21 protein-coding genes and 1 pseudogene are annotated in these 24,985 nt (G+C 67.4%); 9 read left to right on the top strand and 13 right to left on the bottom strand.

The window, feature by feature from the left end; translation table 11 throughout:
* Positions 1-68, bottom strand: a pseudogene (locus V6M37_RS14390) (c-type cytochrome); the annotation flags it as partial.
* A 64-nt stretch (positions 69-132) separates the two neighbouring features.
* Positions 133-2,187 (bottom strand): thioredoxin domain-containing protein, encoded by a 2,055-nt coding sequence (locus tag V6M37_RS14385; protein ID WP_332674424.1) that lies wholly within the window; start codon positions 2,185-2,187, stop codon positions 133-135.
* Between the two features lie 435 nt (positions 2,188-2,622).
* On the opposite strand from V6M37_RS14385, the gene V6M37_RS14380 reads away from it, so the two are divergent.
* Positions 2,623-2,976 carry a hypothetical protein gene (locus V6M37_RS14380; RefSeq protein WP_332674423.1) on the top strand — a complete coding sequence of 118 codons (354 nt, stop codon included), beginning with the start codon at positions 2,623-2,625 and terminating at the stop codon, positions 2,974-2,976.
* Between the two features lie 63 nt (positions 2,977-3,039).
* Here the strand turns inward: V6M37_RS14380 and queF are convergent, their stop codons facing one another.
* A complete protein-coding gene (gene queF / locus V6M37_RS14375) occupies positions 3,040-3,882 on the bottom strand; it encodes an NADPH-dependent 7-cyano-7-deazaguanine reductase QueF (RefSeq protein ID WP_332674422.1) in 843 nt (280 codons plus the stop codon).
* A gap of 127 nt (positions 3,883-4,009) precedes the next feature.
* Positions 4,010-5,458 carry a TolC family outer membrane protein gene (locus V6M37_RS14370; RefSeq protein WP_332674421.1) on the bottom strand — a complete coding sequence of 483 codons (1,449 nt, stop codon included), beginning with the start codon at positions 5,456-5,458 and terminating at the stop codon, positions 4,010-4,012.
* Between the two features lie 305 nt (positions 5,459-5,763).
* Between V6M37_RS14370 and V6M37_RS14365 the strand changes: the two genes are divergently transcribed.
* Positions 5,764-6,381, top strand: a complete 618-nt coding sequence (locus V6M37_RS14365; RefSeq protein ID WP_332674419.1) for a transglutaminase-like cysteine peptidase — start codon at positions 5,764-5,766, stop codon at positions 6,379-6,381.
* 37 nt (positions 6,382-6,418) lie between these two features.
* Positions 6,419-8,353: a bifunctional diguanylate cyclase/phosphodiesterase gene (locus V6M37_RS14360; RefSeq protein ID WP_332674418.1), complete on the top strand. Its 1,935-nt coding sequence runs from the start codon at positions 6,419-6,421 to the stop codon at positions 8,351-8,353.
* A 140-nt stretch (positions 8,354-8,493) separates the two neighbouring features.
* Here V6M37_RS14360 and V6M37_RS14355 read toward each other — a convergent pair whose 3' ends face one another.
* The 6 genes from V6M37_RS14355 to V6M37_RS14330 form a co-directional block, all read right to left on the bottom strand.
* Positions 8,494-9,717 carry a glycosyltransferase gene (locus V6M37_RS14355; RefSeq protein WP_332674417.1) on the bottom strand — a complete coding sequence of 408 codons (1,224 nt, stop codon included), beginning with the start codon at positions 9,715-9,717 and terminating at the stop codon, positions 8,494-8,496.
* 70 nt (positions 9,718-9,787) lie between these two features.
* Positions 9,788-12,970: a retention module-containing protein gene (locus V6M37_RS14350; RefSeq protein ID WP_332674415.1), complete on the bottom strand. Its 3,183-nt coding sequence runs from the start codon at positions 12,968-12,970 to the stop codon at positions 9,788-9,790.
* Between the two features lie 263 nt (positions 12,971-13,233).
* Positions 13,234-13,569, bottom strand: a complete 336-nt coding sequence (locus V6M37_RS14345) for a hypothetical protein (protein WP_332674413.1) — start codon at positions 13,567-13,569, stop codon at positions 13,234-13,236.
* Positions 13,566-14,195 (bottom strand): LuxR family transcriptional regulator, encoded by a 630-nt coding sequence (locus tag V6M37_RS14340; protein WP_332674411.1) that lies wholly within the window; start codon positions 14,193-14,195, stop codon positions 13,566-13,568. Before V6M37_RS14340 ends, V6M37_RS14345 begins: the two co-directional genes overlap by 4 nt.
* Positions 14,192-15,607 carry an HlyD family type I secretion periplasmic adaptor subunit gene (locus V6M37_RS14335; RefSeq protein WP_332674436.1) on the bottom strand — a complete coding sequence of 472 codons (1,416 nt, stop codon included), beginning with the start codon at positions 15,605-15,607 and terminating at the stop codon, positions 14,192-14,194. Before V6M37_RS14335 ends, V6M37_RS14340 begins: the two co-directional genes overlap by 4 nt.
* Positions 15,607-17,709 carry a type I secretion system permease/ATPase gene (locus tag V6M37_RS14330; protein WP_332674434.1) on the bottom strand — a complete coding sequence of 701 codons (2,103 nt, stop codon included), beginning with the start codon at positions 17,707-17,709 and terminating at the stop codon, positions 15,607-15,609. The genes V6M37_RS14335 and V6M37_RS14330 overlap by 1 nt, the downstream gene beginning before the upstream one ends.
* A gap of 340 nt (positions 17,710-18,049) precedes the next feature.
* Here V6M37_RS14330 and V6M37_RS14325 point away from each other — a divergent pair, with 340 nt between their 5' ends.
* From V6M37_RS14325 to V6M37_RS14300, 6 genes are all read left to right on the top strand, one after another.
* A complete protein-coding gene (locus tag V6M37_RS14325; protein ID WP_332674409.1) occupies positions 18,050-18,430 on the top strand; it encodes a PilZ domain-containing protein in 381 nt (126 codons plus the stop codon).
* An 82-nt stretch (positions 18,431-18,512) separates the two neighbouring features.
* A complete protein-coding gene (locus tag V6M37_RS14320; RefSeq protein WP_332674407.1) occupies positions 18,513-18,974 on the top strand; it encodes a Fur family transcriptional regulator in 462 nt (153 codons plus the stop codon).
* Between the two features lie 42 nt (positions 18,975-19,016).
* Complete coding sequence (locus V6M37_RS14315) at positions 19,017-19,214, top strand: hypothetical protein (RefSeq protein ID WP_332674406.1); 198 nt, start codon at positions 19,017-19,019, stop codon at positions 19,212-19,214.
* Positions 19,211-19,978: a zinc ABC transporter ATP-binding protein AztA gene (gene aztA / locus V6M37_RS14310; RefSeq protein ID WP_332674404.1), complete on the top strand. Its 768-nt coding sequence runs from the start codon at positions 19,211-19,213 to the stop codon at positions 19,976-19,978. The genes V6M37_RS14315 and aztA overlap by 4 nt, the downstream gene beginning before the upstream one ends.
* Complete coding sequence (locus V6M37_RS14305) at positions 19,975-20,844, top strand: metal ABC transporter permease (RefSeq protein WP_332674403.1); 870 nt, start codon at positions 19,975-19,977, stop codon at positions 20,842-20,844. Before aztA ends, V6M37_RS14305 begins: the two co-directional genes overlap by 4 nt.
* A gap of 20 nt (positions 20,845-20,864) precedes the next feature.
* Positions 20,865-21,785 (top strand): metal ABC transporter substrate-binding protein, encoded by a 921-nt coding sequence (locus V6M37_RS14300; protein ID WP_332674401.1) that lies wholly within the window; start codon positions 20,865-20,867, stop codon positions 21,783-21,785.
* 191 nt (positions 21,786-21,976) lie between these two features.
* Here V6M37_RS14300 and egtB read toward each other — a convergent pair whose 3' ends face one another.
* The 3 genes from egtB to V6M37_RS14285 form a co-directional block, all read right to left on the bottom strand.
* Positions 21,977-23,278: an ergothioneine biosynthesis protein EgtB gene (gene egtB / locus V6M37_RS14295; protein ID WP_332674398.1), complete on the bottom strand. Its 1,302-nt coding sequence runs from the start codon at positions 23,276-23,278 to the stop codon at positions 21,977-21,979.
* Between the two features lie 93 nt (positions 23,279-23,371).
* Entirely contained in the window at positions 23,372-24,178 is an 807-nt protein-coding gene (locus tag V6M37_RS14290; protein ID WP_332674396.1) for a sulfite exporter TauE/SafE family protein, read from the bottom strand.
* Positions 24,179-24,682: 504 nt separating this feature from the next.
* Positions 24,683-24,985: a cell division protein ZapA gene (locus tag V6M37_RS14285; protein ID WP_332674394.1), complete on the bottom strand. Its 303-nt coding sequence runs from the start codon at positions 24,983-24,985 to the stop codon at positions 24,683-24,685.

Here is a 24,985-nt window from a genome sequence, read left to right as displayed (position 1 = left end):
GCGGAGGCAAACGCCGGAGCGGCGGACAGCAGACCCGCGGCGACCGCGGCAGCAACGAAAACTTTCATGCTCTTTTCCTCTTGTGGTGGTGTGAAAAGCCGGCCGGATATTAAACCAGGCCCCCGGTTTTTACTACCGGCCCCACACCGCATTGCTCAACGAAACTTCGAGTTCCGCGTAGTCATCCGTCGAACTCTGACACTCAACGCCCCGGCACAGCCAGGCGTTGACACGACCCTTCGCCGGTTTGTCGAGGACGGGAGGCAGGCCGCCGGTTCCGTCGGAAACGGCCAGCACCATCAGCTGCGGATCGAACCAGGCCGCGAGCCGCGTCTGCCATTGCTCCAGCTCGGCCGACGGCCCGCGCAGCACGACGAGACCCGGCGGCTGCAACTGCTCGCACAGCGCGGTCGCCATCGTCGCGCATCCGGCCGGGCTCTCCCGCAGCCGCCCGTAGAACGCGCGGAGCGTGCGCTCGGCGGCGTCGAGATAGCGCGTTTCGCCTGTCAGGTGCGCGAGGCGCCCGAGCGCGCGGGCGGCGATGCCGTTGCCCGACGGCGTCGCCGCGTCATGGATCGGCTTCGGCCGCTGGATCAGCGCCTCGTGGTCGTGGCGCGTGAGGAAGAATCCGCCGCCATCCGGATCCTCGAAGCTGTCGAGCAGCGCGTCGGCGAGTTCCTCCGCGAAGGCGAGGTCCTCCGGATCGAAGTCGGTCTGCATCAGTTCGAGCAGCGCATCGATCAGGAACGCGTGATCGTCGAGATAGGCGTTGAGCCGTCCCCGCTGCCCCGCATCCGTCACGTACAGTCGACCGTCGCGCCAGGATCGATCGCGCACGAACGCGATCGCGCGGCGCGCCGACGCGAGCCAGTCCCGGCGGCCGAACACGCGGCCTGCGCGCGCCATGCCGGCGATCATCAGCGCGTTCCAGCCCGTCAGGATCTTGTTGTCGAGGCCGGGGGGGACGCGCCCGGCGCGCGCCGCGAGCAGTTTTCTCCGCGCCTCGGCCAGCCGGGCCGCCGCCTCGTCCGGCGAGAGCCCGAATTCGGCGGCGACCGCGTCGAGCGGCCGGACAACGCCGAGATGCCACGCGCGATCCTCGAAATTCGGCCCGAGGTCGAGGCCGTAATGACGCTCGACGACCGCGTACGCGGGTTCGTCGAGCAGCACCCGGATCTCGCTGCGGTTCCAGACGTAGTACCGCCCCTCCTCGCCTTCCGAATCCGCATCCAGGGCCGCGTAATAGCCGCCTTCCGGTGACTGCATTTCACGCATCGCCCATCCGGCGATGCCTTCGGCCGCGCGGCGGAACTGCGGATCGGGGTCGATCTGCCACGCGAGCGCGTACAGGCCGAGCAATGCGCCGTTGTCGTACAGCATCTTCTCGAAATGCGGAATCGCCCACCGCTCGTCCGTGCTGTAGCGGCAGAATCCGCCCCCCAACTGGTCGTGGATCCCGCCGTCGGCCATTCGCGCCAACGTCGTCAGCACGATGTCGCGGGCGCGCTCGTCTCCGGTCGTCCGGAATCGCCGCAGCAGGAAGTCGAGGTCGACCGCCTGCGGAAACTTCGGCGCATCCCCGAAGCCGCCGTAATGTTCGTCGAAGCTCGCCGACAGCAGGTCGCGCAGCGCGACGAGCGGCTCCGGGCCGAACTCCGAAGGGTGCGCCGGACTGCCGGTCGCGCTGCTGCGCGCGAGCGCCGCCCGGACGGCGGCATTCTGCTCCTCGACGGCCGCGCGCTGGTCCCGGAACACGGCCGCGATGCGCCCGAGAAGCGCCGCGAAGCCCGGCAGGCCGTGGCGGGGCTGCAGCGGGAAATAGGTGCCCGCGAAGAACGGCGTCCCGTCGGGGGTCAGGAACATCGTCAGCGGCCAGCCGCCGCTGCGCCGCGTGAGCATCTGGTGGGCGGACTGGTAAATCTGGTCGAGATCGGGACGCTCCTCGCGGTCGACCTTGATGTTCACGAACAGGCGGTTCATCTCCGCCGCGACCTCCGGGTTTTCGAAGGATTCGTGCGCCATCACGTGGCACCAGTGGCACGCCGAATAGCCGATCGACAGCAGGATCGGCCGGTCGGCACTGCGGGCCAGCGCCAGCGCCTCGTCGCACCACGGCCACCATTCGACCGGGTTTTCGGCGTGCTGCAGCAGGTAGGGGGAAGTCTCGTTCGCCAGACGGTTCGACATCACGGCCTCCGGGGACATGGGGCGATGACAAACGGACCGCCGGCGCCCGCGACAATTCCCGGCGCCCCGCTCGGGCGGAGCGGGCCTGCTTCAGCCGCGCTCGTCCGGGTTGACGCTTGGGTCCCGCGCGTGCCGAAATCGAGCTCCAGCTCGACGTTCTCGACCGACCCGAAGCCCAGCGCGCCATCGAATCCTTAGCCTTGTCGTCGCGGCTCCAGCCGAATTCGAGCTTCGCGCCGTGCGGTCGAGCGCGCCCGCCACGGGAATGTTTTCGCCGGCTGGAACTGTTTCGGGAAAAACGCGCTCCGCTGCATGAGGCAGGAAGCTTTTTTCGACGAGATACGACGCGAAGTACACCGCTCCAGCCCGCACGCAGCGAAGACCCTCGCGGCGCGGGGCGTCATCCGGCCTTTGCTTCGCGGTGAAGGGGGACTCATGAACCCTGGCGACAATCACCCATACACCCCGCGGCCGGGCGAGCCCTTCTGGCATCTCGCCTACCGCTACCTCTGGCCGTTCCAGTACTTCCGCGATGTCACGCGGGGCGACAGGCTCGAACGCCAGCAGAGCTATCGGCACAACCGCGCGATGCGGGCGCACCTGCCCGGCTTCATGATGAAGTGGGTGATCCTGACCGGGCTGTGTTACAGCGCGGGCGGCGCGCTGTCCCACGTCGGCGCCGAAGTGCTCGCCGCCGGCTGCTTCGTCGCCGCATGCTGGACCCTGATCGTCGTCGTCTTGCTCGGCGTGGACTGGCTGTGGCTGGGACGGTTTACTGATCTTTACTAGCCCATTGGCGCGATCGACGCTCCCGCGGCGCCGGCGATCTACCCCGGCGCCGGGCGGCGGCCGCTATTGCCGCACTTCGGCAACGTTGTCCGGCGACGGGTAGTGACCGCTCGAACGGAAGGGGTTGATATCGAGACCGCCGCGGCGGGTATACCGCGCCCACACCGCGAGATGACGCGGCGCGCAGCGCTGCAGGATGTCGCAATAGACGCGCTCGACGCACTGCTCGTGAAACTCGTTGTGGCTGCGGAACGAAACGATGTAGCGCAACAAGCCGGCACGGTCGATCGGCGCACCGATGTAGCGCACGACGATCGTTCCCCAATCCGGCTGCCCGGTGACGAGGCAGTTCGACTTCAGCAGGTGCGAATACAACGTCTCGCTGACCTCGTCCGTTTCCCCGTCGGCGCGAAGCGACGCCGGATCGGTCACGTAGTTGTCGATGTCGATGTCGATTTCGTCGAGGAGCACGCCGTTCGGGTAGCCGAACATGCGGCAGGGACGCCGGGACAGGCTTTCGATCGCCACGGCCACGGGGGCACCCGCCGCCGCCGAGAGATCGTGGCTCAGCGTGTCGCGCACGAGCGCCGGATCGATGAACTTGTGCTGGTTGAAGGAGTTGAGATACAGCTTCAGCGACTTCGACTCGATCAGTCGCGGCGACGACGCCGGCACCCTGAAGGTGCCGATCGCGACGACCGGCTTGCCGCGCGGGCTCAGCCATGACAGCTCGTAGGCGTTCCACAGGTCCTCGCCGACGAAGGGCAAGGCGTCCCCGGCAAGGCCGATTTCGTCGCGTTTGATCTGGCGCGAGATCGGAAACAGCAGCTCCGGCGCGTAGGTGTCCCGGTACGCGACGGCCCGGCCGAGCGGCGAGGCTTCGGCGCCGTGATTGGAGTGGCTCATAGTCATGGCCGCGATTCTAAGGGAATTGCGCGCAGGAACAATTCCCGGAAACGCCGGGCGGGCGCAACGAAAACGGCGGTCCGCGCTCCGCTGCCCGCCGTTCCGTACCGTTCGCCGATCCGCCTGCCTAACGATTCGGCCGGGGCGCCCGGCCCACCGCCCTCTCCGCCTCGTCGAGCAGCGCCGCCTTGTCGATCTCGAGCGGCCGCGGCGCTTCCGGCGGACAGATCGTCTGCGGCTCGATCCCCGTCCGGTCCTGCCCGATCTCGCCGGCGGCAGGCAGATCTTCCCGGGCGACGCCGACCGCGCTCATCAACTGTCCCATGCCCGCCAGCGTGCGCGCCTGCGCGGTGATCTGGTTGTAATGCGCGTTGACATACGCGCGACGCGCTTCGAAGTATTCGTTCTCGGTGTCGAGCAGATCAAGCAGCGTGCGCTGACCGATGTCGAACTGCCCGCGATAGGCTTCGCGCGCCTTTTCGATCGACAGCTGGTGTTGGTCGAGATAGCGCATCTGCTCGTCGAGCCGCTGTACGTCGTTGAACGCGATCGACACGGTCTGGCGCAGGTCGCGGCACGCCTTCTCGCGCAGGTCCTTCGCCTGGTTCAGCAAGTCCGCGGCCTGACGCAGCCGCGCCTGGTCGGCGCCGCCGCGGAACAGGTTGTAGCTCAGCACGAGCTCGACCGCGGCGTCGCGCGAGTGGCCGCTCAGCCCTTCGAGGTTGTCGTGCACCGCCTGCCGCGCACGCAGGTCGACGCGCGGATGGAACGCGGCCTTGCGCGACTCGATCTGTGCCTGCCCCGCACGCACGTTCTCGACCGCGGCGTTCAGCGCCGGGCTCGTCATGAAGGCGGACTGCAGGACTTCCCGGGCGGTCGGCGGAATCGCGCCGATCGTCGACTTGGGCATGAAGGCAGGCAACGCCGACGGAGGCGCTTCGCCGATGATGCGCAGGTAACGTGCGCTGACGTCGTGGAGGTTCGACACTTCGGTCAGCAGGTTCGATTCGGCCAGCGCGAGCCGGCCCGCCGCCTGTTCGAGATCGACGCGACGGCCGACGCCGGCATCGGCCCGCTCGCCGATCTGGCCGTGGATCTGCTTGTGCTGAACGTAGTTTTCCTGCGCGAGCCGGACGAGGTCGCGGTAGCGCAACACGTCGAGATAGGCACGCACCGCTTCGAACGCGGCGGTCTCGGATAGATCGACGAGCTCGTAATAGCGCGCGAGCTTCGCGTAACCTAGACGCGAGATTTCGCTGCGGGTGAGGAAGCCGTCATAGACCATCTGATTGAGAGACAGCGCGGCGCTGTTGTGCGTGAAGCGATCGACGGGAACGTCGGGCCGTTTCATCGTCTCGTCGCCGATCGCGCCAGTGAGGTCGGCCTGGGGAAGGTAGCCGGCGCGCGCGACGTTCTGCTCCTCGGTCGCGCTGCGGAACGCGTGCCAGCCCGCCTGCACTTCGGGATTCGTCACGACCGCCTTGCGCGCAGCGTCCTGCAGCGCCGTCGGCACCTCCGCCGCTGCGAGCTGCGGAAGCGCCGCCAGCACGGCGACAGAGATTAGCGAACGGAACATGATTTTTGTCCTCTTGAATGATGGGGGCTGGGTCGGGCGCCTCGCATTATTACGACATAAGCATACGACCTGGCACTTCCGATGATATCCACGCCGCGGTTGTGGCTGCGCCAACTACTCAACACTTCCGGTCAAATAGTCCGGCGGATGCGACATATTCGGCGCCGCCGGGCATGCCGATGTCCGATAATCGCCGGACGCCGTGACCTTTCCATTCAATGCCATTCCGCCTTCCGACGTGCCGCCTCCGTCTTTCGCGACTGCGTGCGGCTCTCCGACGCTCCGCCGGCGCGCTGGCGGTCGTCATGGTCGGCGCGACGCTCGCCGGCGGCGAGGCTGACCGGATGGAACAGCTCGCCGCGACGCGCTACGGCGAAAGCGGCGCCGAAGCGGTGCGCGAATGGCGCCGGATGATCGCGGACGCGGCGTCGCTCGACGAACTCGACAAGCTGCAGCGCGCAAATGCGTTCTTCAACCGGCGCCTCGCGTTCGACGACGACGGCGTGATCTGGGAGCAGCCCGACTACTGGGCGACGCCGCTGGAGACGCTCGGCCGCGGCGCCGGCGACTGCGAGGATTTCTCGATCGCGAAATACATGAGCCTGCGGGCGCTTGGCATTCCGGCCGCGAAGCTGCGGCTGATCTATGTTCGCGCGCAGATCGGCGGCCCGCAGAGCCGCGTCTCGCAGGCGCACATGGTCGTCGGCTACTACCCGTCGCCCGACGCCCAACCGCTGGTCCTCGACAACCTGATCGGAGAGGTACGCGCGGCCGCGCGGCGGCCCGACCTCTTCCCCGTCTTCAGTTTCAACAGCGAAGGACTGTGGGTCGGCGGCGCGAGCACGTCGTCCGCAGATCCGACAACCCGCCTGTCGCGCTGGCGCAGCGTTCTCGAACGCATGCGGCAGGAGGGCACGCCTTGACCCACCCCGACCCGCCATCTCCCGGAGACTTCCAGTCATGTCCCTGATCACGCAACTGTGGCTCGCCATCGCCGTGGTGATGTCGATGTCCCTCGGCGGCAGCCTCGTCGTCAGCACGCTGTCGGCGCGGCACTACCTCGAACAGCAACTGCAGGTGAAGAACCTCGATAACGCGACGTCGCTCGCGCTGTCGCTGTCGCAGATGCCGAAGGACCCGGTGACGGTCGAATTGCAGGTCGCGGCGCAATTCGACGCCGGCCATTACCGGGTGATCCGGCTGACGAGCCCGACGGGCGAAATCCTCGTCGAGCGCGAATACGCCGGCGTCCCGACCGGCGCCCCCGAGTGGTTTACCCGCCTGATTCCGATCACCGCCCGCCCCGGTATCGCGCAGGTCCAGGACGGCTGGCACCAGTACGGCACGCTGACCCTCGAGAGTCACAAACGCTATGCGTACGAGGCGCTGTGGACCGAAATGCTGCAACTGCTGCTGTGGTTCGGGCTCGGCGCGCTGGCGACCGGGGGGATCGGCACCGTCGTCATCCGGCATATCATCCGCCCGCTCGACCGCGTCGTCGAACAGGCCGAAGCGATCGGCGGGCGCCGCTTCGTGACGACGCCCGAGCCCGGCACACCGGAATTCCGCAGCGTCGTCCGCGCGATGAACACGCTTTCCGGGCGCGTGCGCACGATGCTCGCCGACGAGTCCCGACGGCTCGAGCAGTTGCGCCGCCAAACGCAGCACGACGAGATGACCGGCCTCGTCAACCGCCCGCAGTTCATGAATCTCCTCGACTCCGCGCTGGCACGCGACGACTCCGACGCCACCGGGATACTCGTGATTGCGCGTATCGGCGACCTCGCGACGCTGAACCAGCGGCTCGGCCGACATGCCGTCGACCGGCTGCTGTGCGAACTCGCGCAACAGTTCGCGGTGCGGGTCAGCCAATACCCGAACTGGGAAGCCGGACGAATGAACGGCAGCGACTTCGCGCTGCTCGCACCGGGCTGCGACGACGCGAACGAACTCGCGACAAGCGTTGCACGAACGCTGCACGAGGCGATCGACGCGCTTCCGTCCGGCCGGGACATCTCCCTGCCCGTCGCCGCAAGCGGCTACTCGGCCGGCGAACGGCGCGCGCATCTGCTCAACCGAGTCGACGGCGCGCTCGCTGCGGCGGAACAGTCGGGCGCACGAGCGATCCGGGTTGCCGACGCGTCGGCCGCGGGACCCTACGCCGACCAGCAGACGCGCCGCGACGCGCTCACCCGTTCGCTCGAACGCGACGGCGTACGCCTCGTCCATTTCCCGGTGCTGACGCCCGACGGCACGCTGCTGCATGACGAAGCACCGGTCCGCCTGATGCTCGACGGCGAGTGGCGGCCGGCCGGCTACTTCATGCCGTGGGCGGCGCGCGTTGGCCTGCTCCCCCGCTTCGACGCCGCGGTCGTCCAGGCGGCCCTGCGCGAAATCGATGCGACCGGCGTCCCGCTCGGCATCAACCTGTCGTCCGACTCGCTGTGCGACGCAACATTTCGAGGCGAGCTCTTCAGGCTGTTGAAGTCCCACTCCGACGCCGCGCCCAAGCTCTGGATCGAAGTCCCTGAATACGGCGCGGTAGGCCACCTCGCCGAATTCCGCGCGCTATGCGTCGCGCTGCGACCGCTCGGCTGCAAGCTCGGCATCGAACACGCGGGCTCGCGCTTCAGCCATCTCAGTGCCCTCCACGAACTCGGCCTCGACTACATCAAGATCGACGCCGCGATGATCCGCGACATCGACAAGAATCCGGGCAACCAGGCGTTCTTGCGCGGGCTATGCACCGTTGCGCATTCGATCGGGGTGATGGCGATTGCGGAGGGGGTCGGGAGTGACGCGGAAGTGTCGGTCCTGCCCGGGCTCGGCGTCGACGGCTTCACCGGACCGGCGATCCTCGCGCCGTCGCTATCCGGCGCCGTGACGAATCATTGACTTCCCGCTCCGCCGGAGACGCCGCAGGCGCGGAACCACATCGACATGCGGCTCAACGAAGACTGCGATCGCGAGAGCCACTTCGAAGCGGACGGCGTCGCGTCGATTGTTTTCATCGACTCGCGAATGTCGGCTGACGGTCAGCACAGCAACTTTCTGCGGCCGATCGCCATATCGAATATCCGCAGATAGCTCGCGGCAACGCTCTTGATGTGGAATCGTTCGTGCGCGTCACGCAGCGCATTGCTGCCGAGGCGGGCAAAACGCTCCGGCGCGTCGATGACGTCCGTCGCGTAGCGGACCCAGCTAGGGATGTCGTCGTACTTGCACAGCAAACCGTTGTCGCGATGCCGGATGACTTCCGGCACGAAGCACCGGTCGCTGCCGATGACGACCTTGCCGCGGAACAGCAACTCGAACAAACCCCAGTTTGCGGAGCCGAACTGCAGCGGGTAGAGGAACAGGTCCATCGCTTCGACGTAGCTCGCGAAATCCTCGTAGCTCGCGAAATCGACGTGCTGGAACGCCGCATCCTCGCCGAGTTCGATGCCTTCGCGTGCGAGCACGTACTTCATGAACGATTCGGGGCGGCTCTCCTTGTCGAAACTCTGCTGCAGGAACGCCTCTTCGTAGCTGTAGAGCACCTTGGGCGAGCCGCAGAATACGAAGCGCACGTTCTGTCTGACCCTGAGGATTTCTTTCGCAATCAGGACGAACTGCTCGAAACCCTTGGCCGAGGACAAGTCGCGCGCGGAAAAACCGATATGAAAGCAGCCGTCCTTCTTCACGAACGAACTCGGCTTGCGCACGATGTTGAAGCCCTCCATCTGGTCGACGATCTTGTCGTGGAGGCAGCCCGGAAACATCGACTTCGCGTAGACACTCGGGACGATGACGAGATCGCTCTTGAGCACCTGGTGGAAGCTCGTCATCTCGAACACCTTGTCGCGGTAGGTCGCGTAGTCCGGCTGCGGATACTTCGGGTCGTGGCCGTGGTGCGTGAAGGACGGGAACTCGATGTACGAGATGATCGGCAGATCGAACTCGCCGAACAACTGCAGCGGAAAGCCGCCCGAGCCGTGCGCGACGATGACGTCGATGCCGGTGCGCTCGAGCAGCTCGGCGATCGCCTTGCGGATCAGGAACGAGCGCTGCACGCGCGCCTCGAGATTTCGCGTATAGAAGTAGGTGTCCGAATTCTCCTTCGGGATCTGGAACGGCACGAGGTTCGGCACCTTGTCCTTGTTCGCCTGATAGACCGACGTCGAGCACAGGAACCATGAATGCGCGAGGCTCTCCGCATTCAGGTACTCGTGCAGCGTTTGGAACTGGCCCAGGCCCTCGTGTATGAACAGTACCCGCATCTGACCCTTCTCGAATGATGGACAAAGTGGCAGGCCCTCGGGACCCGCCACTGCGATTCTCGCCGCGACCCTACTCGCTCGTCGGTGAATCTTGTCGCACCATCCGGTTGATCGTCTCCTGATCGAAGCTGTCGAGCAGAGTCGGACCGGTGTCGGCCGAAGCGCCGCTCGTCTGGCCGGGGCCGTCGATCAACGGCGCGCTGTCGTCGGCAATGACGTCATTCGCCGCGAGCGGGTTGATCGGCGCCGCGTCGTCATCCGACGACGTCGTCATCGACTCGGTGACCGTTTCGGTGAAATGGCTCACGGTGACGGTATCGGTGAATTCGCTGACGGTGACCGTCTCGGTGAAGTGGCTCACCGTCACCGTGTCGGTGAACTCGGACACTGTGACCGTCTCGGTCGGCCCGGCGATCGTCTCGGTCGCGGACACGACCGTCTCGGTGACGAAAGTCGCAGTCTCCGTGCCCGACGTGACGGTGTCGGTGTGCGCCGTGCCGCTGACGGTCTCGGTGCCGATCGTCACGGTCTCGGTCAGCGCGGTGCCGCTGACCGTCTCGGTCGCCCACGTCACCGTATCCGAGCCGTTGTCGGCAAGCGCGGTGCCGGTCACCGTTTCCGTCAGCGCGGTGCCGGTGACCGTATCGGTGCCGAAAGTCACGGTCTCGGTCAGCTCGGTGCCGCTCACCGTCTCGGTGCCGGAGGTCACCGTCTCGGTCATTGCGGTCCCGGTGACCGTGTCGGTGCCGGATGTCACCGTCTCGGCCCACGACGTTCCGGTGACCGTTTCGGTGCCCGAAGTCACCGTTTCGGTCAGGACGGTGCCGCTGACCGTCGCGGTGCCGGAGGTCGCCGTCTCGGTCAGCGCCGTTCCGGTCGCCGTCGCGGTGCCCGCCGTTACGGTTTCGGTCAGCATCGTGCCGGTGACCGTCTCGGTCCCCGACGTGACCGTTTCGGTCAGCGTCGTGCCCGTGACGGTTTGCGTGCCGGACGTCACCGTCTCCGTCGTCGTCGCGCCGGTCACGGTCGCCGTGCCCGACGTCACGGTCTCCGTCAGCGAAGTGCCGGTCACCGTGTCGGTGCCCGAGGTCACCGTCTCCGTGAGCGCCGTTCCGCTGACGGTCTGCGTGCCCGACGTCACCGTTTCGGTCAGTGCCGTGCCGGTGACCGTTTCGGTGCCCGTCGTGACCGTTTCGGTCTGCGTCACGCCGGTGACCGTCTCGGTTCCGGAAGTCACCGTCTCGGTCAACGCCGTCCCCGTCACCGTGCCGGTCACCGTGTCGGTGACCGTGATCGTCTCGGTCACGGTGATGTCGGAGACGACCGCCGAGATCGAACCGATCTTGAACTGGCCGTCCGTCGCGACGATCCGCACTTCGTCGAAGCCGCCGGGGGTCACCGGCAAGAGGAGCGTGCCGTTGGTCGGGAAGTTCTGATTGTTGGAAGCAACCTCGAGCCCGTTACGGTACGCATGCCATTCGACGGTCGCCGAGCCACCCGCGAGCTTGATGTCGAGCGACACGCCATTCACGAGCGTCGGCGAGCCGTCCGTCGTGAAGTCGATCAGCAGCGAGTTGCGCGACGTGCCGGCATGGATCGTGTTGCCTTTTATGCCGAGAAAGCCCTGACTCGTATTCACCGGATTGCCGGGTGAGGTGAAGGTGACGTCGAGTCCGCCGGTGACGTTCGTGAGCACATATTCACCGGACGGCCCGCCCGCACCGACGCTCATGTCCTTCACTTCGAAGCCGGGAGTCGTGATTTCGTCGGTCGTGGTTTCCGTGCTCGTCACCGTTTGGGTGTCGGCGGTGACGGTCTCGGTGAGCATCGTGCCGGTCACGGTTGCGGTGCCGGTGGTCACGGTTTCGGTCAACGCGGTGCCCGTCACCGTTTCGGTACCGGAGGTCACCGTCTCGGTCGTCGTCGTACCGCTAACGGTTTCGGTGCCGGACGTGACCGTCTCGGTCTCGATCGTCCCGCTAACGGTCTGCGTGCCCGACGTTACCGTCTCGGTCAGCATCGTGCTGGTCACGGTCTCGGTGGCCGAGGTCACCGTCTCGGTCATCGCGGTGCCCGTCACCGTTTCGGTGCCCGACGTCACCGTCTCGGTCATCGTCGTGCCGCTCACGGTTTCGGTGCCGGCGGTCACGGTCTGCGTTTCGATCGTGCCGGTGACCGTCTGAGTGCCGGAGGTGACCGTCTCGGTCAGTGCCGTGCCGGTCACCGTCTGAGTGCCGGAAGTCACCGTCTCGGTCTCGGTCGTGCCGGTTACCGTCGCAGTGCCGGTCGTCACGGTCTCGGTGAGCGCCGTACCGGTGACCGTCTGCGTGCCGGACGTCACCGTTTCAGTCTCGGACGTGCCGGTGACTGTCGTGGTACCGGTCGTTACGGTCTCCGTGACCGCCGTGCCGGATACCGTCTCGGTGCCGGCGGTCACCGTCTCGGTGAGCGCGGTGCCGGTGACCGTCTGCGTTCCCGCGGTGACGGTTTCGGTGAGCGCGGTGCCCGTGACCGTTTCCGTGCCGGACGTCACGGTCTCGGTCAGCGCCGTTCCCGTGACCGTCTGCGTGCCGGTCGTCACGGTTTCGGTGAGGGTCGTGACGGTGACCGTCTGCGCGTTACTGATCGTGTCGGTGACGACGCCGCTGACCGTATCGGTGACCGCGCCGGTAACGGTATCGGTGACGACACCGTGGATCGTTTCGGTGACGACACCGGTCACCGTGTTCGTCACGGTTACCGTCTCGGTCACTGCGGCGGTCGGCGTTTCCTCGCCGATGAAGGCGACGCTACCGGGGACCGGCGCCAACTCGTCGGCCGAAAAGAGCGCGAAGTCGAAACTGATCGGATTCACATCTTCAGAAATCCGCAGCAGCCGCACAAAGCTGCTTCCCTCGCCGCCGCTGCCGCCGGCCAAGCCCGCGGCGGGCGCCTCGAGGATATCGTCGAGGTTCGCGCCCTGGTTGATGGCCTCGATGACCTGGTCGATCGTTCCGTCGGCTAGGTGTGCGTCCTGGGCGTCGGGGCGTGAGGCTTCGCTGAGGTCCGGGCTGAGTTTGACAAAACTGTTCTCATCCACCGCAAAGGCCTCGCCCTCGGGGATTGCGATTTCGACGCGTCCGCCGGCAGACGTCATGACGAATTCGCCTTCCTTCAGCGTGTCCCCCGGCTGGAGCGGGCGAAGCTTGCCGTCGAGGTCGCGGGCGAAGGCGTTGCCGGTGACGGCGACGATGGTGGCGGTCAGTGCAGCCATGATTGCAGCTCCGAAAGGTGGGGGTGGCCCGATAGCGCCCGGGCGGTGATGTTCTTGTCCTGATTCGACCCTACGCCGCGCGGCGGCCCCGTCCTATTGGACCGGAGGACAGGCAGCGCGAAAAATGTCACACCGATATGCAGAAAGGCCGCGGCCGATCGCCGGGCGTGAAGCGCGGCTGACATGAACGGATGGGCCGCGGCCAGCGCCCGGACTCGCACCCGAACTCGCACGCGAGTCCGGCCAACCCCGGCTGATCCGCCTCAGATGACGCCGTCGTCGTCGAGCAGGCTCGAGCGCTGCATCGCCTCGCGCGACCCGCGGCGCTCGAGCAGCTTCGACTGGGCAGGCAGCGGCAGATCGGTGAACCGGATGACGGCGCGATCGACGAGGAGATCGACGAGGTCTTCGAGCACTCGCACCAGCCCGAGGTCGGACGGGCTCATCGGGTTTGCCGCATCGACGATCGCGCGCGAAAACGCGAGCACTTCCGGCTCCGCGCCGGTGGCGGGACGCCAGTCTTCGACTCCGTCGGCCGCGACGGGGCCCCGGCTGACGGCGGTCACGTCCCCGTTTGCGTTGCGCTTCACAAAGATCATTGCGATTCCGGAAAGGGAAGATCGGCCGGCACGCGCAGCCGCAGGACGAGTTGGAGCCGGTCGCGTACGCCGAGCTTCTCGAAGATCGCTCCGAGGTGCGCCTTGACGGTGCGTTCGGTGATGCCGAGCTTCGCGGCGATTTCCTTGTTGCTCAGTCCGGCCGCGACCTCGTGCGCGACCTCGCGTTCGCGCGCGGACAGGCCGTCGAGGCAGACGTCCGCGCGCGATGGAGGCAGTTTGCGCCGGGCGGCGTCGACGACGCGGGCCATCAGCTCCGATCCGATCCACAAGCCGCCGTGATGCACGACGAGCGCGACTTCGCGCAACAGAGTCGGGACCGACAGCGCGTGACAATAGCCGCGTGCCCCGTGTTCGAGCGCCAGCATCGCTTCGGCGGCGTCCGGGGCGAAGCTGAGCACGACGAGCGGGCATTCCGGCAAGCTGCGGGCGAGCTTCGCGACGAGCTCCTGCCAGCGCAGATGCGCCGTCGCGAGCCAGATGGCGTCGCCAGGTCGTGCGGTGGCGACGAGCGAATCGAGTTCGGCCAGTGCGCCGTCGGGAAACGCTTCGCGCCAACGCGCGGCCGGCTCGACTTTCGCGGAGTACAGGAAAAAATTCTGACTCATCGTTCGGACAGTGCGTTGGCCTTGGCCCGCAGCACGGGCTTCAGCAGGTAGGACAGGATCGTCTTCTTGCCGGTGAGGACATCGACTTCGGCAACCATCCCGGGAATGATCGGCAGGTTCTCGCCGAGGCGCGATTCGAGCGTGCGCACGCGCACCGTGTAGAACGCATTTCCCTTGTCATCGGTGACGGTGTCGGCGCCGATGTGTTCGACGACCGCGTCGAGGCCCCCGTAGATCGCGAAGTCGTACGCGGTGAACTTCACGAGCGCTTCCTGCCCGGGTCGCAGGAACGCGATGTCCTTCGGCTTGACCTGGGCTTCGAGGATCAGCGCGTCGTCGAGCGGGACGATCTCGACGACCTCCTTGCCGGGCTGCACGACGCCGCCGACGGTGTTGACGAGCAGTCGCTTGACCGTGCCGCGCACCGGCGATCGCACCTCGGCGTGCTTCACCCGGTCTTCGAGCGCGCGACTGCCTTCGGTCAGCCCGCCGAGCTTCGCCATCGTGTCGGAAAGCTCGTTGCGCAACTCGTTGCGCACGTTCAGTTCGACTTCCTGGACCTTGCGCGTCGCCTCGGCGATCGCCGACTGGATGCGCGAGATCTGCGCCGCCGACTGGTCGCGCTCGCCGCGCAGCCGGGACACATCGCGCTCGAGGCGGAGGATGTCGACTTCGGACACGGCGCCCGACTGCACGAGCGGCCGCGTGACCGAGAGCTCCTGCAACGCGAGCTGGTGGCCCCGGGTCGCCTGCTCGTGGCGCGCGCGCACTTCGTTGAGTTCCTGTTCCCGCTGCGTGAGTTGCTGGCGCGCGATCGACATCTGGGCGTCGAGCTCGGCGACGCTCGACTCGTACAGCCGGCGCTCGTGCGCGACGATCTCCGGGACTTCCCGCGCGATCTCTTCCGGAACCTGGAACGGTCTGCCGCCGGTCAGCGCCTCGAGCCGCGCCGCCTTCGCCCGCAGCGCGAAATACTGCGAGCGGTTCTCGGCGAGCGACGAGACGAAACGGGTCGGATCGATTCGCAGCAGCAGCGCCCCCGCTTCGACGATTTCGCCTTCGCGCACCGGCATTTCGTCGACGACGCCGCCATCGACGCTCTGGATGATCTGCACCTGCGACGACGGGATCACCTTCGCGTCGCCGCGTGTGACTTCGTCGATCTCGGCGAAACCGGCCCAGACCAGCAACAGCACCAGGACCACCGCGGCGCCGCGCAACAGCAGGCGGGCGCGCAGCGGCTCCTGCTGGATGCGGGCCCAGTCGGCGTCCGCCGACCAGTCGAGGTTCGCTTGCCCGGCGGGTGCGATCAGCCGCGTGAAAAAGCGGTCGAGCAGCGGACGCGCGGGCTTCGCGACCCGCCCGGAGACGGTGCCGATGCGCTCGAAGGTTTTCTGGCCGGGCGCGCCCATCACACGCCCCTCCCGATACGCCCCTGACGCAAGGCGTCGACGACCTGATCCTTCGGACCGTCCGCGACGATCCGCCCGGCGTCGATGACGACGATGCGGTCGACCAGGTCGAGCAGCGACGTGCGGTGCGTCACGACGATCAGTGTCTTGCCCTGCGCGAAGTCGCGCAGGCTGCGCTTGAGCGCTTCCTCGCTCGAGTGGTCCATCGACGCCGTCGGCTCGTCGAGCAGCAGGATCGGCGGATCGTGGATCAGCGCGCGTGCGATCGCGACACCCTGCCGCTGACCGCCGGACAGCTGCGCGCCGCGTTCCCCGACCTGCATGTCGAATCCCTGCGGATGTGTGTTCGCGAAATCGGTGATGCCGGCGACTTCCGCAGCGCGCAGCACGGCCGCGTCGTCGGCGAGCGGCGCGGCGATCGTGATGTTGTCGCGCAACGTGCCGTAGAACAACGTCACGTCCTGGGGCACGTAGCCGATATGGCGGCGGAGTTCGGCGGGATCGAGTTGGCGCTGGTCGATGCCGTCGATGAGGAGTGCGCCGCCGGTCGGACGGTAGAGACCGAGAATCAGCTTCTCGAGCGTCGTCTTGCCCGAACCGACCCGTCCGAGGATCGCAAGGCGTTCGCCGGCGCGGATGCGCAGCGAGATGTTCCGCAGCGCCTCGACCCCCTGCCCCGGGTAATGGAAGCTCACGTCGCGGAATTCGATCTCGCCGCGGAACGATTGGCGGCTGATGAAATTGGTGTCTTCCGGACGCTCGACTTCCTGCTTCATCAGCGCGTCGAGCGACGCCAGCGCGGTCGCGGCATTGTGGTACTGGATGAGCAGGCCGGCGACCTGGCCGACCGGCGCCATCGCGCGCGAGGACAACATATAGCACGCGATCAGGCCGCCCATGCTCAGCGCGTTGTCGCGGATCAGATAGACGCCGGCGACGATGATCGCCACGCTGACCGTCTGCTGCACCCACGCCGCGCCGTTCGTCGTCGTCGCCGACAGCAGTCGCAATTGCGCACCGACGCGGGCGAGCAGCGCGGCGCTCTTTTCCCACTTGCGCTGCAGCGGCGCCTCGGCCCCGAGCGCCTTCACCGTTTCCATCGCGACGAGCCCCTCGACGAGCGTCGCGTTGCGCTGCGCGCCGGCGCGGTAGGTCGTCTCCGCGAGCTCGTGCATCCGTCCCTGCACGGTCATCGCATAGACGAGCAGCAGCACGACACCGACCGCGAACGGCAGCATCAGGGGCCACGCGATCCAGCCGATGACGAGCAGGAACACGAGCGCGAACGGCACGTCGATGAACGCGACGACCGTCGCCGAGCCGATGAAGTCGCGCACCGACTCGAATGCGCGCAGATTCGCCGCGAACGAGCCTACGGACTCGGGGCGCTGCTCCATGCGCAGGCCGAGCACGCGTTCCATGATCGCCGCCGACAGCTTGACGTCGGCGCGGCTGCCGGCGAGATCGACGAAATAGCCGCGCATCGAGCGCAGCACCACGTCGCCGGTGAGCGCGAGCAGCACGCCGACCGCGAGCACCCACAGCGTCTCGACCGCGTGGTTCGGCACGACGCGGTCGTACACGTTCATCACGAACAGCGGCATCGCGACGGCGAACAGGTTGATCATGAACGCCGCGAGCAGGATGTCGCGATAGAGCGCGCCGTTCTCGGCGATCACCCCCCAGAACCAGTGGCTGCGCCTCGCCGGCCGGACTTCGGGCGCACGCGCGTCATAGCGATGCAGCGGGCGGGCGTAAATCGCGTCTCCGGTGTAGCGGCTCGACAAGTCGGCGAGCGGAAGTTCGACGGCCGATTCGCCCAGCTCGGGAAAGATCACGTGAGCGCTTTCGCGATCGCGGCTCCAGCCGGTCAGTATGCAAGCCTTGTCGCCGTCGAGAAGCAGAACGACCGGGAACAGCGCGTCGTTGAGGGCGGCAAGCGGCAGTCTGACGATCTTGCTGTTCAGCCCGGCGCGTTTCGCCGCGCGCACGAACAACGACGGCGACAACCGGCCATCCTCGAGCGGCAGCCCCGCGGTCGCGCCGTCGGTGGTCAGGCTGCCGCCATGCGCCCGCGCAATCAGCATCAGGCATTCGAGCAGCGGATCGGCCGGCTCGGCGCAATCTCTGCCTTCGTCGGCGGACCGCCGCGCGGCCGGCGGACGCGACAGCGCGCGCACGCGCTCATCGGCATGCTCCAGCACTCCCGTGAGTTCGTCTGCCTCTGCCACGCGACACTCCCTCCGACGCGGAATTCCGCCGGGGCCGCGGGTTCGCGCCCCTCCTTCCCATCCGCGGGAAATTCTTGCACGTTGCGCCACCGGCCCGCGTGACAGGCTGCTCACTCGAGCCGCTTGCGGGGCGGCGGCGCTCCTTGCAGAATCGCGGCCGCGCTAATTGTCATAAACGGCGTCGGCGACAAGGGAACGAAGGGGATCCGGCATGCAGGACGAACAATCGCACCCCGCGCAACGGCGCCTCTACTCCCGTATCCCGTTCCGGACGACCGCGACGTTCTTGGTGGACGGCGCGGCCGTCGACTGCGAGCTGCGCGACCTGTCCCTGAAAGGCGCGCTGGTGCAGCCGGACGACCTGTCGCCGCCAGCGCCCGGCCAGCGCTGCGCGCTGGAATTGCGGCTCGACGACGGCGAAAGCGTGATCCGCATGGGGGGCAGCGTTGCCCACGCCGGGCACGGGCGGGTCGGGATCGTCTGCCGCGAGATCGACCTCGACAGCCTCACGCACCTGCGCCGGCTGCTGGAGCTGAACCTCGGCGACAGCGAAATGCTTCACGTCGAACTCTCCGCGTTGCGGTCGGCTTGAACGGGGCGCGGCGGCTGGAGTCTTTGCCGCGGAAAATGCTACACTGTTGCATTAGCAATTTCCGCTGCCGGATCTTCGCGCCATGTCCGCAACGCTTCACCCGCCCCGAAACAGCGCCGAGCTGATCGCCGCCCATGGCGGACGCATCACCCGCACCCGCCTCGCGGTGCTCGAAATCCTGCAGGACGGCGGACACTCCCTGAGCCACGACGATGTCGCCGCCCGGCTCTCCGCGGCCGCCGTGCCGCACGATCGGGTCACGCTCTACCGGACGCTCGACTGGCTCGTCGAGCAGGGGCTCGCTCACCGCATCAAAGGGCCGGATCGCGCCTGGCGCTTCAACTTCGGCGGCGAGAAAGCCGCGCAGCACGCGCATTTCCACTGCGACCGTTGCGGTCACGTGCTGTGCCTCGAATCCGTGCGACCCGACGAACGTTTTGCACTGCCGGAAGGTTACCGCCCCGAACGCGCGGAACTCGTCTTTCACGGCACCTGCCCCGACTGCGGGCGACAGATCGGCCGCAACGAGGCGGCCGGAAGCTGAACGTCCTGCCCTTACGCCATTTCGAATTCCCGACGCAGGCCGATGAATCATCCTTTCCATTCTCCCGCTCCCGTCGATCCCGGCGTCCGGCTGCCTCACGCTCACGAAAGCGAAGGAGCGGGTCACGCCGGCCACCACCGCGTCACGTCGGTGCTCACGCAAGGCGTCGGGGTGCGGCTCGTGGCCGCCGCGTCGGCGGCGGCACTGCTCTGGATCACCGTGAGATGGGCGCTCGCATGACCCCCGCAGGCACCGAGCCTGCCGTCCGCTTCGACAACCTGACGCTCGGCTACGACCGTCACCCGGCGGTGCATCACCTGAGCTGCGAGATCGCGAGCGGCGCGCTGCTTGCGGTCGTCGGACCGAACGGCGCCGGAAAGTCCACGCTGCTGAAGGCGCTCGTCGGTGAACTCTCGCCGTTGCAAGGCGGCTTTCGGCTGAGGAACGGGCGCGACGGTATCGCCTACCTGCCGCAGCAAAGCGAGCTGGACCGCAGCTTTCCGGTCTGCGTGTTCGACATGGTCGCGATGGGGCTGTGGCGCGAGATCGGCCCGTTCGGGCGACTGCGCCGCGAGCAGGCGCAACGGGTCGAAGCGGCCCTCACCGCGGTCGGACTCTCCGGGTTCGAATCGCGGCAGATCGGTGCGCTCTCCGGGGGCCAGCTGCAGCGCGCCCGTTTCGCGCGGATGATGCTGCAGGACGCGCCGCTGCTGCTGCTCGACGAGCCGTTCAACGCGATCGATTCGCGGACGATCGAGGACCTGATCGCGCTCGTCGTCGGCTGGCACGCGGAGGGGCGTACGATCCTCGCCGTGCTGCACGACCTCGAACTCGTCCGCCGGCATTTCCCGGACTGCCTGCTGCTCGCGCGCGAACCGGTCGGTTTCGGCAAGACGTCCGACGTGCTGACTCCGGAGCGGCTCGCCGCCGCGCGCCGGCTCGCCGGCGAGTTCGACGCCGCGGCGGGAATCTGCCACCGCCATGAGGCGCCGGAGGTCGCATGACGCCCGAAGGCCTGGTCGCGCCGTTTGTCGAATTCGAATTCATGCGCCGCGCTTTCGCGGGCTGCCTCGCACTCTCACTCGGCGCCACCCCGGTCGGCGTGTTCCTGCTGTTGCGCCGGATGAGCCTGATGGGCGACGCGATGGCGCACGCGATCCTGCCGGGCGCGGCGCTCGGTTATCTCAGCTTCGGCTTGTCGCTCGGCGCGATGACGATCGGCGGCATCGTCGCGGGACTAGTCGTCGCGCTCGCGGCCGGCCTCGTCGCGCGTTCGTCGCGGCTCAAGGAGGACGCGAGCCTCGCCGCGTTCTACCTGCTGTCGATCGCCGCCGGCGTGATGATCGTGTCGCTGCGCGGGCGCAACCTCGACCTGCTGCACGTGCTGTTCGGTTCGGTGCTCGCGCTCGACGACAATTCGCTACTGCTGATCAGCGCGATTTCGACGCTGACGCTGGTCGCGCTCGCGCTGTTGTACCGGCCGCTCGTGCTCGAATGTTTCGATTCCGCGTTCCTGCGCAGCGTGAGCCGCGCGAGTCCGGTGGCGCACTACGGCTTCCTGATCCTGGTCGTGCTGAACCTCGTCAGCGGCTTCCACGCGCTCGGCACGCTGATGGCGGTCGGCATCATGATCCTGCCGGCCGCGGCGGCGAGCCTGTGGGCGAGAAGCCTGCCCGGCATCCTCGGACTCGCGATCCTGATTGCGCTCGCGAGCGGCGTGGCGGGCCTGCTCGTGTCTTTCCACGTCGACGTCCCGGCCGGACCGTCGATCATTCTCGTCGCCGGCGTCGCATACATGTTGTCGCTTGCCTTCGCCCCCGGCGGGATGCTCGGCGCGCGGATCGTGCGGCGCCCCCATCTCGAATCCTGATTTCCGCGCTTCCGTCCTCCATGTCCGTCAGACGCGCCCTCCTCGCGGCCTTCGCACTCGTTTCCGCCTTCGCCGCCGGCGCGTCGCGCGCCGCCCCGCTCGAAGTCGTCGCGAGCTTCAGCATCCTCGGCGACCTGGTGAGCGAAGTCGGCGGCGAGCGCATCGCGGTCACGACGCTCGTCGGCCCCGACGCCGACGCGCACAATTACCAGCCCCGCCCGTCGGATGCACGACGGCTCGGCGCCGCGAAGCTGGTCGTCGCGAACGGACTGGGTTTCGACAGTTGGGTCGAACGGCTCGCCAAATCGGCGGGGTACAAGGGTCGATTGCTCGTCGCGAGCACCGGGATCGAACCGCTGGCGAACGCCGAGACGTCCGGGCACGCACACGAACATGCCGAGCCCGCGGTCGATCCGCACGCATGGCAGGACGTCCGCAACGTCGTGCGCTACGTCGGCAACATCGCCGACGCTCTCGCCGAAGCCGACCCCGCGGGAGCGAACGCGTACCGGGAGAATGCGGCGCGCTACAGCGCCGAACTCGCCACGCTCGACGAGACCATCCGCCACACGTTCGCCGCGATCCCGCGCGAGCGCCGCAAGGTCGTCAGTTCGCACGACGCCTTCGGCTATTTCGGCCACGCGTACGACATCCGCTTTCTCGCCGCGGTCGGCGTCAGCAATCAGGCCGAGCCGTCCGCGTCGGGGATCGCGCAGCTGATCCGGCAATTGCGCCGCGAGAAGGTGCCGGTGGTATTCGTCGAAAGCATCAGCGATCCGCGACTCGTCGAACGGATCCGCAAGGAAAGCGGCGCCCGCCCCGGCGGCACGCTTTACTCCGACGCACTGTCCGGCCCCAACGGCCCCGCGTCGACCTATATCGCGATGATGCGGCACAACCTGCGGACCTTGATCGCAGGGTTCGAGGGCGGGGACGGCTGAAGACGCGCATCGTCCGCCGGCCCCTTCCGCGAATGATCGGCGCGGTATTCGTGCGCCGATCCCCGCAAAAGGCCGGTCCTGCGCGGGCTCGACTCGCGCCCCCCCGGCATGATTCATTCGTACCTGAGGCGCTCCTGCTTGCCGCACGGTTCCTGCGTCGGGCACCCGCAGGCCCACGACGCCCGGCTTCTTCAATCCGCGTCGGCGGCCAGGCGCAGGCCCTGGAACTGCCAGCGCTCGTGAGGGTAGAAGAAATTGCGGTAGCTCGGCCGGATGTGGTCGGCGGGCGTTACGCACGAGCCGCCGCGCAGCACCATCTGGCCGGACATGAACTTGCCGTTGTATTCGCCGAGCGCGCCGTCGGCGGTGCGAAAGCCCGGGTACGGAAGATAGGCCGAAGCGGTGTGCTCCCACACGTCGCCGTAGAGCTGGCGCAGCCCTTCGCCGGGCCCCGCGGCGGCGGCCGGCTCGAGATAGCCGCGATCGCGCAGATTGCCGTCGATCGGCCGGTCCGCGGCGGCGTGCTCCCATTCAGCCTCCGTCGGCAGCCGCCGCCCCGACCACGTCGCGAACGCATCGGCCTCGTAATGACTGACGTGGCAAACCGGCTCGCCGCGATCCACCCGGCGCATGCCGCCGAGCGTGAAACGCCACCAGTCGCCGTCGAGCCGCTCCCAGTACAGCGGGGCGTACCACGCCGACTGCCGAACCCGCGCCCAGCCATCCGAGAGCCAGAGCGCCGGGTTCGAATATCCGCCGGCGTCGATGAACGCGAGAAACTCGCCGTTCGTGACCGGGCGCGATGCGAGGCGGAACGGTTCGAGCCAGACGCGATGCCGCGGCCGCTCGTTGTCGTACGCGAAGCCGCCGCCGGCCTTGCCGTTTTCGACGAGACCGCCGTCGAAATCGAGCCACTCGAGCGGCGCAACCGAAGCGGCCGGCCGCTCCGGCAGATCGGGGCGGTAAGCCGGACGCAGCGGATTGACGCTGAAGTTGCGCTTGATGTCGGTCAGCAGCAGTTCCTGGTGCTGCTGCTCGTGATTGAGCCCGATCCCGAGCCGCTCGAGGATCTGCGCCCACGGCCGCTCGCCCGCGCCGTCGAGCAAGGCCTCGATGTGCCGGTCGACGTGGGCACGGTAGCGGAACACCTCGTCGACCGTCGGCCGTGACAGGAAACCGCGCGCGTCACGCGGATGAAATGCGCCGACCTGCTCGTAATAGGAGTTGAAGAGGACGCGGAAGGACGTATCGAACTCGCGGTAGCCGGGGAGGAACGCGCGCAGGATGAAGGTCTCGAAGAACCAACTGACATGCGCGAGGTGCCATTTCGCCGGACTCGCCTCGGCCGTCGTCTGGATCACGTAGTCCTCGACCGCGAGCGGGGCGCACAGCGCTTCGCTGTCGGCGCGGACCCTGCGGTACCCGGCGCGCCACGCCCCCAACGTCGCGGGCTCGCCGGCGGTGATCGACTCGTCCGAATGCGCTCGCTGCATGTCCCGTCCTCCTGCGCGTGGCGCCAGCGGCGCGAAAGCGGCAGGGGACGGCGAGTCCGGCTCGACCGGGCGCGCCGGCCGGAGCCGCGCGGATCAGTAAAAGATCGAATGCAGCATCTTCGCACTCAGCAGCATCAGCACGCCGGCGAAGATCTTCTTCAGCGTTGCGACCGGCAAGCGGTGCGCGAGTTTCGCGCCGAGCGGCGCGGTGAACATGCTCACCGCGCTAACAAGCACCAGCGCGGGCAGATAAACGAAGCCGAGGCTGTATTCCGGCGTCCCGGCCGCGCTCCAGCCGTTCACGAGATAGCCGAGCGTGCCCGCGAGCGCGATCGGCAGCCCGATCGCCGCCGAGGTGCCGATCGCGTTATGTACCTTGATGTTGCACCACGTCATGAACGGCACCGACAGCGAGCCGCCGCCGATCGCGACGAGCGCCGACACGCCGCCGATGCCGACGCCGACTGCTCCCATGCCGAGCGGCCCGGGCAGTTCGCGCGACGGCTTCGGCTTCACGTTCACGAGCATTTGCAGCGACACGTAGCCCATGAAGCAGACGAAGAAGATCGCGAGCGGCGCGGACGCCACGCGTGAAGCGATGAAGGTCGCGCCGAAAGTGCCGAGCAGGATGCCGGGAGTGATGAAGCGGACAATCTCCCAGCGCACCGCGCCGTGGTTGTGATGCGCCCGCAGACTCGACATCGAGGTCACCACGATCGCCGCCATCGAGGTGCCGAGCGCCAGATGCACGACCGCGTTCGCCGGAAAGCCCTGCGCGATGAAAAGGCTCGTCAGGACCGGCACCATGATGCCGCCGCCGCCGACGCCGAGCAGTCCGGCGAAAAAGCCGACGACCGCTCCCAGCGCCGGGTAGCTCAGCCACCAGACATCGAAATGCATTTCTCCCGCCTCGCTTCGAACAAGGATTCTTCGGTCGGGAAGCTGCCTGCGCGGCGCAGTGCGCAGTGTTGCAGGCCTCAGGGGGACGGGAGGAAAACAGGGCGTTCGGTTGCCTGCGCTACTACCCTCCATCCGCCTCCGCCCGTTCGGCCTGCGCAGGCGATGCGCCGAGTTGAAACCGCGTTGCAGCTCCCGGCTCGTTGCGGCACTCGACGCTCGCCGCACCGGCTTCCGCTTCACGACCACAAAAACAAATGAGGCGCGGATCGGAATCCGCGCCTCATGATTGGTCCCCCACCTGTGCCGTCTCTGCCGGCATCCTGAACCTGGGGTTCAGGGAGGTCGCTTTCCTTCCGCGTCAGGCTCACCCGGCTAGGGGCGTGCACACCAGCGGCATCCATGGTCCGCGACCAAGTCTCTCGACATTGGTCCAAGGAATCTACGACTTCGACGACCAGGCGGGGGATTGAACTTCACGCACCATCGACTCGCGCCAAGCCCTTGTTAAAAAAGCTTTTCCTGCTGCGCGAGCACCCCATCGAGGCGTGCATTGACGAGACCGATTCTACGCTTCACGGCCTGCATGTCAAACCCGCCGGAGCGCTGGAACTGCAAAAACTCGTGCGCGATATTGAGCGCGGTCATCACCCCGAGCTTCTCGCCGGACGAGCCGGTTTTTACCGCGAGACTGTTCAGTTTCTCGTCGAGATAGGCCACCGCCGCGAGCAGCGCGTCCTTGTCTTCAGGCCGGCAGGCGACGCTATAGGCCTTGCCGAGCAGCGTGATATCGAGCGTGTCGTTCTGCAT

The sequence above is a fragment of the Aromatoleum sp. genome, assembly GCF_036675785.1.
Classification (GTDB): Bacteria; Pseudomonadota; Gammaproteobacteria; order Burkholderiales; family Rhodocyclaceae; genus Aromatoleum.
This window is presented reverse-complemented; position numbering and strand designations above follow the sequence as displayed.